The organism is Pedobacter sp. AK017 (assembly GCF_014200825.1).
GTDB classification, from domain to species: domain Bacteria; phylum Bacteroidota; class Bacteroidia; order Sphingobacteriales; family Sphingobacteriaceae; genus Pedobacter; species Pedobacter heparinus.
Genome location: NZ_JACHCW010000001.1, coordinates 491218 through 508208, shown reverse-complemented (window position 1 = coordinate 508208; position 16991 = coordinate 491218). Strand labels below are relative to the sequence as shown.

Annotated in this window: 13 protein-coding genes; 11 read left to right on the top strand and 2 right to left on the bottom strand. The window is 43.3% G+C overall.

Annotated features, from left to right (window positions below):
- The first annotated feature begins 7 nt into the window (after window positions 1-7).
- Window positions 8-697: an MCP four helix bundle domain-containing protein gene (locus HDC92_RS02285; RefSeq protein ID WP_183872034.1), complete on the top strand. Its 690-nt coding sequence runs from the start codon at window positions 8-10 to the stop codon at window positions 695-697.
- Here the strand turns inward: HDC92_RS02285 and HDC92_RS25310 are convergent.
- Complete coding sequence (locus HDC92_RS25310) at window positions 694-2016, bottom strand: sensor histidine kinase (RefSeq protein WP_183872032.1); 1323 nt, start codon at window positions 2014-2016, stop codon at window positions 694-696. The two genes, HDC92_RS02285 and HDC92_RS25310, sit on opposite strands and share 4 nt — an antisense overlap.
- Window positions 2017-2069: 53 nt before the next feature.
- On the opposite strand from HDC92_RS25310, the gene HDC92_RS02275 reads away from it, so the two are divergent.
- Entirely contained in the window at window positions 2070-2507 is a 438-nt protein-coding gene (locus tag HDC92_RS02275) for a GtrA family protein (RefSeq protein ID WP_183872030.1), read from the top strand.
- A gap of 2 nt (window positions 2508-2509) precedes the next feature.
- On the opposite strand, the gene HDC92_RS02270 is transcribed toward HDC92_RS02275, so the two are convergent.
- Window positions 2510-3418, bottom strand: a complete 909-nt coding sequence (locus HDC92_RS02270; RefSeq protein WP_036674296.1) for a helix-turn-helix transcriptional regulator — start codon at window positions 3416-3418, stop codon at window positions 2510-2512.
- Window positions 3419-3650: 232 nt separating this feature from the next.
- On the opposite strand from HDC92_RS02270, the gene HDC92_RS02265 reads away from it, so the two are divergent.
- The 9 genes from HDC92_RS02265 (at window position 3651) to HDC92_RS02225 (ending at window position 16991) form a co-directional block, all read left to right on the top strand.
- A complete protein-coding gene (locus tag HDC92_RS02265; protein WP_183872028.1) occupies window positions 3651-5927 on the top strand; it encodes an ATP-binding cassette domain-containing protein in 2277 nt (758 codons plus the stop codon).
- Window positions 5917-7266 (top strand): TolC family protein, encoded by a 1350-nt coding sequence (locus tag HDC92_RS02260; protein ID WP_183872026.1) that lies wholly within the window; start codon window positions 5917-5919, stop codon window positions 7264-7266. The genes HDC92_RS02265 and HDC92_RS02260 overlap by 11 nt, the downstream gene beginning before the upstream one ends.
- Before the next feature lie 20 nt (window positions 7267-7286).
- On the top strand, window positions 7287-8387 hold the full coding sequence (locus tag HDC92_RS02255; RefSeq protein WP_183872024.1) for an efflux RND transporter periplasmic adaptor subunit: 1101 nt from the start codon (window positions 7287-7289) through the stop codon (window positions 8385-8387).
- Window positions 8388-8397: 10 nt separating this feature from the next.
- Entirely contained in the window at window positions 8398-11772 is a 3375-nt protein-coding gene (locus tag HDC92_RS02250; RefSeq protein WP_015807306.1) for an efflux RND transporter permease subunit, read from the top strand.
- Between the two features lie 371 nt (window positions 11773-12143).
- Window positions 12144-13106 carry an AAA family ATPase gene (locus tag HDC92_RS02245; protein WP_411267829.1) on the top strand — a complete coding sequence of 321 codons (963 nt, stop codon included), beginning with the start codon at window positions 12144-12146 and terminating at the stop codon, window positions 13104-13106.
- A gap of 3 nt (window positions 13107-13109) precedes the next feature.
- A complete protein-coding gene (locus HDC92_RS02240; RefSeq protein WP_183872022.1) occupies window positions 13110-13985 on the top strand; it encodes a DUF58 domain-containing protein in 876 nt (291 codons plus the stop codon).
- Between the two features lie 4 nt (window positions 13986-13989).
- The gene (locus HDC92_RS02235; RefSeq protein WP_183872020.1) at window positions 13990-14961 is read left to right on the top strand and encodes a hypothetical protein; all 972 of its coding nucleotides are present in this window, start codon (window positions 13990-13992) and stop codon (window positions 14959-14961) included.
- On the top strand, window positions 14954-15952 hold the full coding sequence (locus HDC92_RS02230; protein ID WP_221270904.1) for a vWA domain-containing protein: 999 nt from the start codon (window positions 14954-14956) through the stop codon (window positions 15950-15952). The genes HDC92_RS02235 and HDC92_RS02230 overlap by 8 nt, the downstream gene beginning before the upstream one ends.
- A gap of 4 nt (window positions 15953-15956) precedes the next feature.
- Complete coding sequence (locus tag HDC92_RS02225) at window positions 15957-16991, top strand: vWA domain-containing protein (protein ID WP_015807311.1); 1035 nt, start codon at window positions 15957-15959, stop codon at window positions 16989-16991.

The window sequence follows — 16991 nt, the reverse complement described above, 5'->3', positions numbered from 1 at the left end:
TAAGGATATGAGATTTGCGTACTCGGTTAAACAGAAAATGAAGATTGCGGTATTGCTGTTTTGCATTATGGCCTGTACCATTCTGATCAGGCTTTTAGAGGACAAAAGTGTGAAAAGCATGAACAAATCATTTGTATCGCTATATAATGACAGGTTAATTCCGGCTACAGACCTGTTTTATATAGCAGAATATGTAGACCAGAAGCGTTCGCTTGTGGAGGAGGTGTTGTATGCTGCAGCCACACATCCATTTAACCAGGCAGTACTGGAGCAGAAACTGGGCAGAATAAATGCAGCCATCGATTCTTTGATCAAGGATTATGAAAAAACCTTTCTGGTAAAACAGGAAAAAGAAAAGATTGCCGAACTAAAGGCCTGGCTTTTGGGACATAGCGCTGTAGAGAATAAATTGTTGAATGCAATTGCTATACAAGGGGTAGAAAAAGCGCGGTTAATGTATGAAACTTTTGGCAGGAATGCCCCTGGTGAGATCATTCAGAAACTATCAGAGCTGATGCGGATACAAAGGCAGGTTGGGGAAGAACTGACAAAAGATACCGCTTTTATGGTATCGGGTAATAAGGTGTATTCCAGTTTTCAACTGGCGCTGGCCATTTTGATCGGTATTTTAATTGTAGGGATTGTTTTTACCTCTAATGTTGTTAAAATAAGTAACGATAAGTTTAACCTGAATTAAGCTGCTATAAAAGGCAGGGTGATCTGGAAGGTTGTTCCTTCATTTTCCCTGCTGTTTACAGTTAAAGAGCCGCCATGCTGTTCTATGATCTGTTTAGAAATATGAAGGCCCAGGCCTATTGATTTTTCGCCCTTAAGCCCCGGTCTGCCAGCCTTGGAAAAAGGATCAAAAAGCATTTGCTGTAAACTCAGAGGGATTCCGATCCCAAAATCGGTGATGCTGATGAGGCATGACTGATCAGATTTTGAGACATCAATATTGATGGGCGTTTCTGACTTTGAAAATTTAAGGCTGTTTCCAATCAGGTTATCTATTACCCGTGTTAGTTTAGAAGGGTTTACAGCCGCTACAAGCTCTTGCGGCGGGGCATGAAAGATGATCTTACGTTCATTGTTCAGGTTCCTCTGCCAGTTATTGCATATATTGTTCATAAAGGCGATCATATTGGTGGTCTGCAACTGGAAAGGCGTTTTATTGTGCTGTGCAATTTCCAGCAGGTCGTCTATGATGCTTTTTGCCTGGCGTGTGGAACTCAGGATGAGTTGCATTTCTGTACTACCGAAATCGGGATTGTCTTCCAGCACAATCCTGGTAAGTGCCTCTATGTTATTGAGGGGATTTCTAAGGTCGTGGGCCACAAAACCAAGGATTTCACTTTTTTGATGGTTCAGCAAAAGCACCTCAGCATTTTTTTCTTCCAGTTGTTTGACTTTTACAAACTGTTCGGCTTTAAAGTAATAGCTATACCTGGAACAGGCATACATAAAAAATGCCAGCACCCCGGACATGATCACATTGAGGAGCTTTTGCTGATTGCTGATATCGGGGATAACCATTGCTGCAATGAACAGCAGTACAATATAAATAGAGATGATAATGATCTGTTTAAATTCGAGCGCGAAAAATACACTGACGGCTACAACCCCGGTAAGGAATATGGTTAATGTGTTTTTGGGATTAAACAGGGAAAAAAGATAGCTTACTGTAAAGGATGTGGTGAGTAAGAACAGGCAAAACGCAAGTACGAGCAAATTTCTGCCTGTTGTTGTCCAATGTGCAGACTTTAAGGCATAACCGCTGATAAGGATAAATGTAACCGATCCTGAAAGCTGTATCCAGTTCAACTGGTTATAGTGGATCAGATTGGGCATGGAAACGAACTCATGCTGATAAAAAATAGAGGTTAACCTTACGCCAAAGGCAATAAACAGTACAAGGGTTGCTAAAATGGTAACCTGCTTAACGTTTATATAGCCATAGGTATCCTGAAATTCCTTGGTATACTTACTCGGGATTCTGTATCTAAATAATTGGAACACTTTATGATTTTGGAAGTAAAAATAAAGAAAGGAAACGAAGTTATCTTATAATTATGTTAATTTTGCTAAAAGAAACAGCTATGCCCCTTCTTGTTGCCATCGAATTTAATTATGCTTTCTTTTTTAAGTTGATAAAATTTGGTTTAGTGGGTTTTGTTGGGCTTACCGTTGATTTTAGTATTACATACCTTTGCAAGGAAAAATTAAGGATCCATAAATACATCGCCAGCTCACTGGGTTTTACCATTGCCACAGCTGCAAATTACAGATTGAACCGTTACTGGACCTTTGCCAGTCACGAAGCAGCAAGTATGACCCAGTTTGGTAAATACTTTATGATCTGTCTGGTGGGCCTTACCCTGAGTAATATACTGATTTACCTGCTTAACGATAAGTTAAAATGGGACTTCTATGTGGCAAAGGCTTCCGCAATAGTGATAGTGTCCTTATGGAATTTTTTTGCCAACTATCTGTATACCTTTAACAATTAAGGTTATTTTTTTAATTCACCGGGCAGGTAGCCAAAGTGTTTTTTAAAGGCTTTTGAAAAATTATAGGGTTCGTTATACCCCATGGTATAGGCGGCTTCGTATACTGTGCACTGCGATTCCAGCAGCATTTGCCGCGCATAGTTCATTTTCAGTTCATTTAAATAACCAAAAACGGTCAGGCCAAAGAGTTCTTTAAAGCCTTTTTTCAGCATAAATTCATTAATACCTGCCTCACGTGCTATTCCGCTTAAGGTAAGCGGGTCGAACATGCATTGCTGGATATATTGTCTTGCAGCATGTAGCTTGTCAATATGGCGGCGTTCTATTTGAACGGGCTTGGCGCCGTTCAGGGCATCGGCCTGTTCGGCCTGTAGTAAAAAGAGCTCTGTGATCTTGGATTCATAAAACAGCTGTTTCATGTTTCCGGTATACACACAGTGGTGCATATCGTTTATGACCGATTGCTGTTTTGGGGTAATCGGCAGGGCATGATCGGAAATGTCTGCTATTTTTCCTTCGCTTACCTTATCCCAGAAACGTTTCAGGCATTCCAGATCTGTAGCATAGAGCCTGCTGAAAAAAGGTTCGTAAAGGGCTATGCCAAAGTTGCGGACTTCTGGACTGCTTAAAGCATAGTATCCGTCAAAACCAGGGGCAAAGGTAGCGGCATGCTGATTGTCTTTCAATACATATTTATCCTTGCTGTTTGCTTCCCATGCCGAGCTGATGCCCTGAATAGAAAAATACATGTTTAAGGCAGGTGTATCGGTTTGTTCGCGCAGGGTTATTTCCTGTACCAGCTTACTGTTGCCAGAGAATATATCTGCACCATTAATTTTTACTTCGCTGAAGCTCATGTAACCTGTATTACCCAAATAGTCAGCAAATTCTGCCTTGGGGACTTCTGACATTTCGGTACATAAAATCAAATTCAATTCACTGTCGATCATAGGGTTATGTTGTGATGTGTGGATGCGTTTGAACTAACGAATCTAATGATTTTTTTAAATTTAAAAGAAATAGTCAGGAAATAAATCCTTTTAACATGGTTATTGCTCCTTATTGAAGGGGTACGGATATTTCATTTTTATTCAAATTTGATACCGGCAAAATATTTATTCTGATCACCGAAATTTGGAAAAGATGAAGCAAGAATACATTGAAATAAAAGGGGCCCGTGAAAACAACCTTAAGAATGTTTCACTTCGTATCCCTAAACGCAGGATTACTGTATTTACCGGTGTTTCCGGTTCTGGTAAATCTTCTATTGTATTTGAGACCATTGGGGCAGAGGCACAGCGTCAGTTGAATGAGACATTTTCGACATTTGTGCGTAACCGTTTACCAAGGTATAGCCAGCCTGATGCAGATGCCATAGAAAACCTTTCTACAGCAATTGTGATTGACCAAAAGCGTTTAGGGGGCAATTCCCGCTCAACTGTTGGTACCATTACTGATATTTACGCCATTCTGCGCCTGCTTTTTTCCAGGATTGGCCAGCCTTTTATTGGTTATTCCAATGCTTTCTCCTTCAATGAGCCCTCGGGCATGTGTCCGGAGTGCAGAGGGATTGGCGATACGGTAAGGCTGGACCTGGACAACTTTATCGACAAGTCCAGATCCCTGAACGAGGGTGCAATTCTGTTCCCGGTTTTTGCTGTGGGTAGCTGGTACCTTAACACGTATCTGTATTCGGGGCTTTTTGATAACGACAAAAAGCTGAAGGATTACACAGAAAAAGAATGGGATACCCTGCTGCACGGTAAAAAAATGAAAGTGCCGATGAAGCATGAAAACGATATGCCCATAAACGGTCAGTATGAGGGGCTTGTAGACAAGTTTAACAGGCTCTATATACAGCGTGATACCAGTGTAATGTCTGAATCGCTACGTTCAACACTGGAACGCTTTATCAGGTTTGAACATTGTGCGTTCTGCCAGGGTACCCGGCTTAACCAGGCTGCACTAAGCTGTCGCATTAATGGGTATAACATCGCTGAAATGTCGGCCATGCAAATTGACGAGCTCATTAAAGTTATTTCATTAATTGACCATAAAATAGCTGTCCCTATGACGGATGCACTGAGGGATAGGCTCCGTAATCTGGTAGATATCGGACTGGACTACCTGAGTCTGGACAGGGAAACCGGAAGCTTATCAGGTGGCGAGTCACAACGCATCAAAATGGTCAGGCACCTTGGTTCCAGTCTTACCGATATGATCTATATTTTTGATGAACCCAGTATAGGCTTGCATCCTCGTGATGTGCATCGCCTTAATGAGCTGCTGCTGCGCTTAAGGGATAAAGGCAATACCATACTTGTGGTAGAACACGATCCCGAGGTGATGGCGATTGCGGACCACATTGTTGATGTTGGCCCTAAAGCAGGTATCCATGGTGGCGAAATTGTTTACCAGGGGACGCCAGCAGGCCTGTTACATGCTGACACTCTTACCGGCCGTTTTATTGAACACCAGGCAGTTATAAAAAAGACTTTCCGGCAGCCAACAGGTTATTATAAGCTTGAGGGGGCCAGTCTGCATAACCTTAAGCATGTTAACGTTTCTATTCCTGCCGGTGTTTTTACGGTGGTTACCGGTGTTGCCGGATCGGGTAAAAGTTCACTGATAAATGGTGTTTTTGTAAAACGTTATCCTGAGGCGGTGGTAATAGACCAGTCGGCCGTAAGCACTTCCATCAGGTCAAATCCGGCTACTTACACGGGCATTATGGACGATATCCGTAAGTTATTTGCCCAGGCCAATAAGGTCAGTGCTTCTTTGTTCAGCTTCAATTCAAAAGGGGCATGCCCAAACTGCCAGGGAACAGGATTTATCCTTACCGATCTGGCCTTTCTGGAGCCGGTAAAAACGGTTTGTGAGATTTGTGGCGGCAAGCGTTTCAGGGAAGAGGTTTTAGCATATAAGCTGAATGGTAAATCTATAAGTGAGGTACTGGAGATGACCGCTGAAGAAGCAGTGGGTTTTTTTGAAAAAGGAGACCTGAAAAAGAAACTACAGGCCATACATGATGTAGGGCTGGATTACCTTACACTTGGCCAGCCACTCAGTACTTTATCTGGTGGAGAATGTCAGCGCATTAAGCTTGCCAGTAATTTACACAAAAAAGGTAACATTTATGTACTGGACGAACCTACAACAGGTCTGCACATGTCGGACGTTGGGCACCTGCTGGAAATTATAGATCAGCTGGTGGACAGTGGCAACTCGGTCATTGTGATTGAACACAACCAGGATGTGATTAAAAATGCAGATTGGGTGATTGATATGGGACCTGAAGGTGGTAAAAAAGGAGGCGAGATCGTGTTTATGGGAACGCCTGGAGACCTGCTTAATGAAACAAAATCTTTGACAGGACAATATTTAAAAAAAAGTAATGAATACATATATGAAACCTAAAATCTATCTCATAATTGTGCTGCTTGTAATATCTTATGTTAGGCTGAGGGGGCAGGGTACTGACTCTTTAAACTATCAGCTTAGCCTTAAAGCAGCAATTGATTACGCATTGACACACCAAACTGCTGTGCTGAATGCGACGGTTGATGAAGAAATAGCCCGGAATAAGGTGAAAGAAACCATTGGCATTGGTTTACCGCAGGTTTCTGCAAGCTACAATTTCCAGGATTTTTTAAAGCTGCCAACCACTTTATTACCTGGAGAGTTTTCCAATCCACCTTCAGATACCCCAATTCCGGTTAAGTTTGGTACAAAATATAATTCAACAGCAGGCATAGAGCTGAGCCAGCTTATTTTTGATGGCAGTTACTTTGTTGGTCTGCAGGCTTCCAAAACCTATAAGGAACTGTCGGTCCGTAACAGCAGGCGCAGCAAAATTGAAACTGCAACGGCAGTTACCAAAGCCTATTACTCGGCATTGGTAAGTACTGAGCAGCTGGCGCTGGTAGATGCCAATCTTGCACAACTTACGAAATCACTAAACGACACGGAGGCCTTGTTTAAAAATGGCTTTGCAGAGCGGATTGATGTAGACAGGCTCCAGGTTTTGAAAAACAACCTGGAGACAGAGCGTGAGAATGTGACCCGATTGCTGCAACTGAATATTGATATGCTGAAATTCCAGATGGGAATGCCCATTCAGGCCCGGCTTTTGCTTACCGATAAGATCAGTGACATCAGGTCAGAACCGGTTGCAGCTATGGCCACAGATTCAACTGCTTACAAAGGAAGGATTGAGTATTCTTTACTGGAAACGCAGAAAAAACTGAATGAGCTGGACTTCAAAAGACAGAAAAGTACGTTCCTGCCTACATTGAGAGGTTTTGCCAGTGCATCAAAGAACTACCAGTCGGATGAATTTTCGAAACATTATGAGCAGAGTTTTCCGACCTCAGTAATCGGTTTTACGCTTTCCTGGAATATTATTAATGGGGGACAACGTATTTACCAGATGCGGACTGCAAAACTGACCATTCAAAAGACGGAAAATGAAATGCTGAACCTAAAAAATGGAATAGCAAACGAAATTTCGGCCGGTCAGAAGATTTACCTGAACAGTAAGCGCTCTGTAGAAAACCAGGAGCGCAATCTGACCCTTGCCAAAGAGATCCTTCGGGTAACCCGGGTCAAATATGAGCAGGGGGTAGGCTCCAGCCTGGAAGTGACAACAGCGGAAACTTCATTAAAAGAAGCGCAAAACAATTATATAAAAGCTTTATATGACCTGCTGATCAGTAAGGTAGACCTGGATAAAGCGGCAGGAAAAATCAATTATTAACCTCAAAAACCAACACAACAATGAAAACATTATTATATACAATTACACTAGCACTTCTTTTTGCTTCCTGCTCATCAGATAAGCCAAAAGATAAAAAGGGGGAGCTTGAACAGCTTAAAAAACAGCGCACTGAACTGAACGGGAAAATAGAGAAGCTGGAAGCAGAACTGGGGCAGAATAAAACCAAAACCGACCTTAAGGATGTAGTGGTTTCGGAACTTGCAGAAACACAATTCAGGAATTATGTAGAGGTGCAGGGAAAAGTGGATGCGGAAGACAATGTAGAGGTGATGCCGGAATCGCCGGGAACCGTGACTGCCATTTATGTAAAAGTAGGGCAAAACGTAAGCAAGGGCCAGGTACTGGCCCAGCTGGACGATAAGGTACTGCGCCAAAGTGTTGCTCAACTGCAAACCCAGCTGGATCTGGCCAGTACAGTGTTCAATCGCCAGAAGAATCTATGGGACCAGAAAATCGGCACAGAGGTTCAGTACCTGACCGCTAAAAGCCAGAAGGAAGGGCTGGAAAAACAACTGGCCGGACTGAAATCACAGGCTGCTATGAATAAGGTTAAAAGCCCTGTTTCCGGTACAATAGATGCAATGGAGCTGAAGCTTGGCCAATCTGTTGCGCCTGGCAGCCCAACAGGCATCAGGGTAGTCAATGCCAGCAGGCTTAAGGTTAAGGCACTGGTTTCGGAAAACTATGGCGGAAAGGTAAACCAGGGCGATGAGGTTACAGTTTCTTTACCTGATGTGCCAGCTAACCTGAATGCCCATATTTCTTTTGCTGCAAAGGTCATTGACCCGGTTTCCAGAGGTTTCAATGTAGAAGTGAAGCTGCCTTCAGATAAGAGGTACCGACCAAATATGGTGGCTGTATTAAAAATTATAGACTACAGAAACGATAAAGCCCTGGTGGTTCCTGTAAATGCCATACAGAAATCTGAAACCAGTGAATATGTTTTCACAGCTGTAAATGGCAAAGCTAAAAAAGTAGAGGTGAAAACAGGGAAGATCTCGGATGGTAAAGCCGAAGTGCTGTCGGGCCTGAAAGCGGGCGACAAAGTGATCACTACCGGATTTCAGGAACTGAATGACGGGGACAATGTAAAGTTATAAATGTACGCTGATGAAAGACATAAATAAAGAATTTAAGCCCTCCAGCTGGGCAATAGATAACAGGACAGCAATTTATGTGTTTACCTGTTTGCTGGTCATTGCTGGTTATTTTTCTTACCAGAGCCTTCCGAAAGAGAATTTTCCGGAAGTAATCATCCCGAAGATATTTGTACAGACCATTTATCCGGGAACATCGCCTGCAAATATGGAAAACCTGGTTACCAAACAGCTGGAAAAGGAGATCAGGGGCACCCTGGGCCTGAAAAAGGTGACTTCCAGTTCTTTTCAGGATTTTTCGTTCATTACTGCTGAGTTTAATACCGGTGTGGACATTAAAGATGCCAAGCAGCGGATAAAAGATGCGGTAGACAAGGCAAAGACAGACCTTCCTTCTGACCTGCCGGACGATCCTGTAATTATGGACATCAACCTTTCGGACCTGCCGATCATGTACATCAATATTTCGGGAGATTATGACCTTAAAAAGCTAAAGGAATATGCAGATGACATAGAAGACAGGGTTGAGGGACTGAAGGAAATTGCAGGAGTAGATATTGTAGGTGCCCTGGAACCGGAAATCCAGATCAATGTTGACCTGAAAAAGATGGAAGCTGCACACATTTCTTTCAATGATATTGCACAGGCCGTAAGTAAAGAAAATAAGACCATATCCGGGGGCTCGGTAAAAATGGATGGTATGCTGCGGACATTAAATATCAAAAAAGAGTTTAAAGACGCCGAAGAAATAGGAAATATGATCGTAAAAACGCCTACAGGCGGATCTGTATATCTGAAAGATATTGCCGAGGTGAAGGATGCGTTTAAAGAGCAGAAGAGTTATGCCCGTTTATATGGTAAAAATGTAATCACACTGAATGTCAGAAAGCGCAGCGGCGAAAACCTGATCGAAGCTTCGGACAAGATCAATGCGATGCTGAAAGATATGAAGGGGAAGGTGATCCCTGAAAAGCTGAACATTACGATAACGGGTGACCAAAGCGACCAGACCCGGATTACGCTCCATGACCTGATCAATACCATTGTTATTGGCTTTATCCTGGTTACCCTGATCCTGATGTTTTTCATGGGGGTAACCAATGCACTGTTTGTGGCATTGTCTGTTCCGTTATCTATGTTCATAGCCTTCCTGTCCATGCCGGTATTAGGCGGTATATTCGATTTTAACTTTACCATGAATATGATGGTACTGTTTTCTTTTTTACTGGGACTGGGTATTGTAGTAGATGACGCCATTGTAGTGGTTGAAAATACCCACCGTATTTTTGATAACGGGAAAGTACCCATCGTACAGGCAGCCAAAACGGCAACAGGAGAAGTATTTTTGCCTGTGCTTTCGGGAACACTGACCACACTGGCCCCTTTCTTTCCGTTGCTGTTCTGGCCGGGAATTATTGGCGAGTTCATGTATTTCCTGCCGGTTACGCTCATTGTCACCTTATCAGCCTCATTGGTTGTGGCTTATATCATCAACCCTGTTTTTGCGGTTGACTTTATGAAGCCACACCACGATCATGAAGACCAGAAGCCCACATTTAACAAAGCGGTAAAACGGACTTTGCTTATTTTTACGGTATTGGCCCTGCTGGGTTACCTGATTAATTTTGGTGTGGGTAATTTTGTGGTATTGCTGGCCCTGCTTTATTTGCTGAACCATTTTTTCCTGATGGGGCTGATCAAGAAGTTCCAGACAGTTACCTGGCCAAAGGTAATTAACGGCTATCATAGCCTAATTACCTGGGCACTTAAACGCCCACGTACCATGATATGGAGTACTGTTGCCTTATTTTTCTTTACGCTGATATTGGTTAGTGTGGTGCCGCCAAGGGTTGTGTTTTTTCCAACGGCAGACCCTAACTTTGTATATGTGTATGTGGAACTGCCTGTAGGTACCGATCAGGCCTATACCAGTAAGGTTATTGATCAGATAGAACAGAAAGTGACCCAGGTGGTTGGCCGCAACAATCCCGATGTTTCTTCTATCATTTCAAATGTAACGGTGGGTGTAACCGACCCACAGGGTGAGGACCAGGGCGAGTATAGCAATAAGGGCAAGGTTACCGTAGCTTTTGTTCCCTTTGGCAAGCGTACCGGGGAACGTACGGTAAACTACCTGGACAAAATCCGTAATGCAGTAAAAGGTATCCCCGGTGCCGAGATCAGTGTGGCCCAGGAGCAGGGTGGGCCGCCAACCGCAAAGCCCATCAGTATTGAAATTACTGGTGACGACCTGGATTCTATAGCGGTAACTTCGGACAGGTTAAAGAAGTTTCTGGACAGCAGGCAGATTGCTGGTGTAGAGGAACTGAAGTCTGATTTCCAGAACAATAAGCCCGAGATCATTTTTGACATCGATAGGGAAAGGGCAAACCGGGAAGGTATTGCCACACAGGATATAGGCTATGCATTAAGGGCGGCACTTTTTGGTTTTGAGGTGTCAAAATACCGCGATGTGAACGATGATTATGAAATCAACGTAAGGGCAATGGAGACCCAGCGAAATAACCTGGAAGCTTTGAGGAACATGAAGATCACTTACCGGGATATGGGAATGAACGGAATCATCAGGCAGGTGCCGATCTCTTCTTTTGCCAATATCGATTATGTGAACACTTATGGGGGCATTAAGCGTAAGCAACAAAAAAGGATCATTATTTTATCCTCTAATGTATTGTCCGAATACAATGCCAATGAGGTGGTGGCCAATATCCAGACAGAGATCAATGAATTTAAAGCACCTGACGGCGTAGAAATAAAAATGGCCGGAGAACAGGAAGAACAAATGGAAACAGCGGCTTTCCTGGGTACAGCGCTGATCAGTGCCCTGTTCATTATCCTGATCATACTCGTGTTGCAGTTTAACTCTATCAGCAAACCTGTCGTGATCTTAAGCGAGATCCTGTTCAGTATTATTGGTGTGTTGCTTGGGGTAACTATTTTTGGAATGGAACTGTCTATTGTGATGACCGGACTGGGTATTGTGGCCCTTGCGGGTATTGTGGTACGGAACGGGATTTTGTTGGTCGAGTTTGCAGATCTGATGGTGAGCCAGGGCATGGAAGTTAGGGAAGCGGTAATTGAAGCCGGTCGTACCCGGATGACGCCGGTATTGCTGACCGCTACAGCAACTATGCTCGGATTGATCCCGCTTGCAGTAGGTTTAAATATTGATTTTGTAACCATGTTTACAGAGCTCCATCCGCACCTTTATTTTGGCGGTGACAATGTGGCCTTCTGGGGACCATTGTCGTGGACCATTATCTTTGGGTTAAGTTTTGCCACTTTCCTGACCCTGGTGCTGGTGCCCTGTATGTACCTGGTGGCCGATAGGAACTCGAAGAAACTAAAGTCATGGTTTAAAAAATAACCGTTCTCTTCGAAGGCTGCATAATTTGGCTCTGAAGGGAGCCAAAAGACGCTATGCCTTCTCTGAGAAGGTAATTTTTTTGCTCAAAGCATTGCGGAAGGGCCAGGTGCGTACTTTTTTTACACAAAATATGCCTTCTCTGAAGCAGCATAGTATCTTCGAGCATCTTCAGCGCGATTATGTAGCCGCAGAAGAGAACGGCTTATTTTGAATTTTAACATATTTTAACATTTTAACCGCTATTTTTCTATTGCGAAAGGACAACGCTTTGTCTAATTTTCGCAGCGAATAAAAAATGGGTATAAATGGAAGAAGTAACTAATATTACTGCGCATTCATCGTATGGAACTGACCTCCGTGCACTGAATGAAATGATACAAAAAGAAAGTGCATTTATCGATCTCCTGTTTATGGAAATGGATAAAGTGATTGTTGGACAAAGATATATGGTAGAGCGGCTGATGATCGGGTTGCTGGCCGACGGGCATATTTTGCTGGAAGGGGTACCCGGCCTTGCAAAGACCCTTGCCATAAATACACTTTCTAAGGCTATAGATGCGGGCTTCAGCAGGGTACAATTTACACCAGATCTGCTTCCGGCAGATTTACTGGGAACCATGATCTATAACCAGAAGAAGGAAGAGTTCATTGTCAGAAAGGGGCCTTTGTTTTCTAATTTTATTCTTGCTGATGAGATCAACAGGGCACCGGCTAAGGTACAGAGTGCTTTACTGGAAGCTATGCAGGAGCGGCAGGTAACGATTGGCGACAATACTTTTGAATTGCCTAAACCTTTCCTGGTACTGGCCACCCAAAATCCGATTGAACAGGAAGGGACCTATCCGCTGCCGGAAGCACAGGTAGACAGGTTTATGCTCAAAGTGGTGATCGGTTATCCCAATAAAGAAGATGAAAAAAAGATTATGCGGGCCAATATCGCCCCTCAGGGTATGCCTAAGCCAAATGTAGTGCTTCATCCAGACGAAATTTTAAAAGCCCGTAAAGTGGTAAAAGAGGTTTATATGGACGAAAAGATTGAACAATACATCATCGATATTGTTTTTGCAACCCGTTTCCCCGATCAGTATAAACTGGCCGATTATAAAAACCTGATCAGTTTTGGTGCCTCGCCAAGGGCCAGCATTAACCTGGCACTGGCAGCTAAAGCTTATGCATTTATTAAAAGAAGAGGATATGTAATTCCGGAAGACGTAAGGGCCGTTTGTCATGATGTGCTGAGGCACCGTATTGGCCTGACCTATGAAGCGGAGGCAGAAGACATCAATACAGAAACCATTATTACCGGAATATTGAATGCCATAGAAGTGCCGTAGTTTATGGATACCAAAGATCTGTTAAAAAAAGTAAGGAAAATTGAGATCAAAACCCGGGGTTTAAGCAACCAGATTTTTTCTGGCGAATACCAGTCGGCCTTTAAAGGCCGCGGTATGGCCTTTAGCGAAGTCAGGGAATATCAGGTGGGTGACGAGATCCGTACCATCGACTGGAACGTAACTGCCCGTTTTAACCATCCCTATGTAAAGGTGTTTGACGAGGAACGTGAAATGACAGTGATGCTGCTGGTTGATGTAAGCGGATCTAAAAACTTTGGAACACAGCTCCAGCTGAAGCAGGAGCTGGCCACTGAGGTATGTGCGGTACTTGCTTTTTCGGCCATACAGAACAACGATAAAGTAGGGGTACTCTTTTTTAGCGATAAGGTAGAGAAGTTTATTCCCCCAAAAAAGGGCAGAAGCCATATTCTGATGATCATCAGGGAGCTGATCGACTTTAAGCCCGAAAGCAAAGGCACGCATGTAGCCGAAGGGTTACGCTATTTTACCAGTGCAATCAAAAAGAGGTGTACCGCTTTTCTGATCTCTGATTTTATGAGCAGTCCTTTTGAAAATGAACTTAAAATAGCCAACCGGAAGCATGACCTGATTGCCCTGAGGTTATATGATGTTCATGAAGAAGAATTTCCTGACTTAGGCCTGATCCCGGTAAAGGATGAAGAAACAGGACAGATTGAGTGGATCAATACAGGGGATAAAAAGGTAAGGCATGCTTTTAAAGCTGCGGCATTGGAAAGGAACGGCAGACTGGAAGATCTTTTCAGAAGGTCGGGGGTCGACTTTACCAAAATAGGCACCCATGAATCCTATATTAAACCATTAATGACATTATTTAAGAAAAGAGAGGCCAGAAGATAAGGATATGAAGCAATATTTTAATTTCAGCTGGTGTTTACTGTTGTTGCTGGTAGGTATTTCCTTCAGCGGGTTGGCCCAGAACATCAAAGTACAAGCTAAACTGGACCAGACTACGATCGCACTTGGCGATCAGACCAGGCTGCATTTGATTGTTCAGCTACCTGCAAAAACGCATATAGATTTTCCTGTTCTGGCCGACACCATTTCTTCAAAGGTACAGGTGGTGGAAATGGGCAGAACAGATACCATAGCCGATAAAAATAATCCGGGTATGGATATCATCAGCAGAACATATACCATAACCTCTTTTGATGCCGGTCTGCATATGATTCCGGCTTATGTATTTCATAGTAAAAACGGTGATTTTAATACTGAAGCACTTCCTTTAGAGGTGAAAGCCGTTAAGGTAGATACCACAAAGGCAATTTATGATATCAAAGAACCTTTAGCCGTTTCCTATTCTTTTATGGATTGGCTGCGCGACAACTGGAAATGGGTAGTTTTCTCGTTAATTGTTGTTTTAGCAGTTGCAGGCCTGTTGTACTATTGGATCAAAAAACGGAAAAACAAGCCTGCTCATGTGCAGGAAGCCAGACCATTGGTTCCTCTACACACCATTGCGCTGGATAAGCTGGGTGCTTTAAGGGCTAAAAAGCTATGGGAACAAGGTCAGGTGAAAGCATATTATAGTGAGCTGAGTGATATTGTAAGGGAATATCTCGAAAAGCGGTATCCGATAAATGCGCTGGAACAAACTTCGGAAGAGATTTTCTCAGGATTGAGGCATTTGAACATTGCTGAGCAGGATATGGACAGGTTAAAGCAGCTGCTGGTATTGGCAGACCTGGTGAAGTTTGCAAAGGAAAAGCCATTGCCGGCAGCCAATGAACAGAGTATGGAAAACGCCATCAGTTTTGTAATGAATACGAAAGAAATTCCTTCTTTAACTGAAAATAAATTCAATGGGCATGTTTAGTGGAATAGAATTCGCCAACCCGGGCTTTTTCTGGCTCATGCTCCTCATCCCCCTGATGCTGGCCTGGTACATCTGGAGGAACAGCAAACTGCAGGGCAGTCTGAGCATGTCGGCCGTAAAGGGGTTTTCGCTGGCAAAAAGAAATGGTTATGCCATTTTAAGACATTATGGTATCGCATTAAGGATATTAGCACTGATGGCACTGATCATTGCGCTGGCCAGGCCACAATCGGCCTTTAGCTGGCAAAATTCAACTACCGAAGGCATTGATATTGTAATTGCAACAGATATTTCGGGCAGTATGCTTGCTGAAGACCTTAAACCTAACCGGCTGGAAGCCGGAAAGAACATCGCCATTGATTTTATCAAAGGCCGTCCGGAAGACAGGATAGGGCTGGTTATTTTTAGTGGTGAAAGTTTTACACAATGCCCCTTAACCATAGACCACGATGTGCTAATCAATTTATTCAGCGACATCAGCAATGGAATGGTAGAAGATGGAACGGCAATCGGGATGGGACTGGCAACTGCGGTTAACCGCTTAAAAGATAGTGAAGCCAAAAGCAAAGTGGTGATTTTGCTTACCGACGGATCAAATACTACAGGTTCTATACCACCTTTAACTGCTGCAGAAATAGCCAAACAAATGAAGGTTAGGGTGTATACCATTGGGGTAGGTACAAAAGGCTATGCTCCATATCCGGTAAAAACACCTTTTGGTACACAATACCAGCAGGTACCTGTAACCATTGATGAAGGCGTGCTCTCGAAGATTGCGGGCATAACAGGAGGAAAGTACTTCCGTGCTACCAATAACGAGAAGCTGAAAGAGATTTACCAGCAGATAGATAAGCTGGAAAGGGCCAAGATTGCAGTGACCCAATACCACAAAAAAACAGAACGCTTTTTACCTTTTGCCCTTATTGCATTGGTTTTACTGCTATTGGAGTTTTTATTAAGAAATACAGTTTTTAAAGGAGCCTTAACTTAAACAGATGCTACGTTTTGAACATATAGAATTTTTATGGGGCCTGGCACTTATCCCTTTGATGGTCGTTGTTTTTTTTATGCTGCGCAGGTGGAAAAAAAAGGCCTTGGCCAATCTGGGGAATGCTTATACCGTAAAAAAAATGATGCCAGAGGTTTCTTTTGGCCGGCAGGGATTAAAATTTGTATTTTTTGTACTGGCTTATGCGGCCCTGGTACTTGGCGCTGCCAATCCGCAGATCGGTACTAAAATAGAAGAAGCAAAGCGAAGCGGGTCCGACCTGATGATCCTGCTGGATGTATCGAACAGTATGCTGGCGGGCGACCTGGCGCCAAACCGATTGGAAAATGCGAAACGTGCAATCTCCCAGTTGATTGACAATTTGCACAACGACAGGATCGGGATTATCATTTTTGCCGGCGAGGCCTATGTACAACTGCCCATTACAACCGACTATTCTGCCGCTAAACTCTTTCTGAATAACATTACTACTGATATTGTGCCTACACAGGGCACAGCTATTGGTGCTGCTATTGATATGGGTATGAAATCTTTTAATTTTGTGAACGGGACCAGTAAGGCCATGATTTTAATGACCGATGGGGAAAATCATGAAGACGATGCAGTTTCGGCAGCTAAACGCGCAAGCGCGAAAGATGTGGCCATTCATGTGATTGGTGTTGGTTCAGAAGAAGGGGCACCAGTCCCCATTTATAAAAATGGTAAACCCGTAAGCTTTCATACAGACGAGGCCGGAAAAACAGTAGTGAGCAAGTTGAACGAGCAGATGTGTAAAGAAATTTCGGAGGCAGGGGATGGTGTTTATGTAAGGGCAAGTAATGCCAACAGCGGTTTAAACATTGTGATGGACCAGGTAAATAAAATGCAAAAGAAAACTTATGACAGCAAAGCCTTTAAAAATTACGAAGACCGGTTCCAGTTTTTCCTCGGTTTATCACTACTGCTGCTGTTGCTGGAATTCTTTATTTCCAACCGGAAAAATTTAAAGTTAAGTGAGTTGAACTTGTTTGAAGTGAGGTAA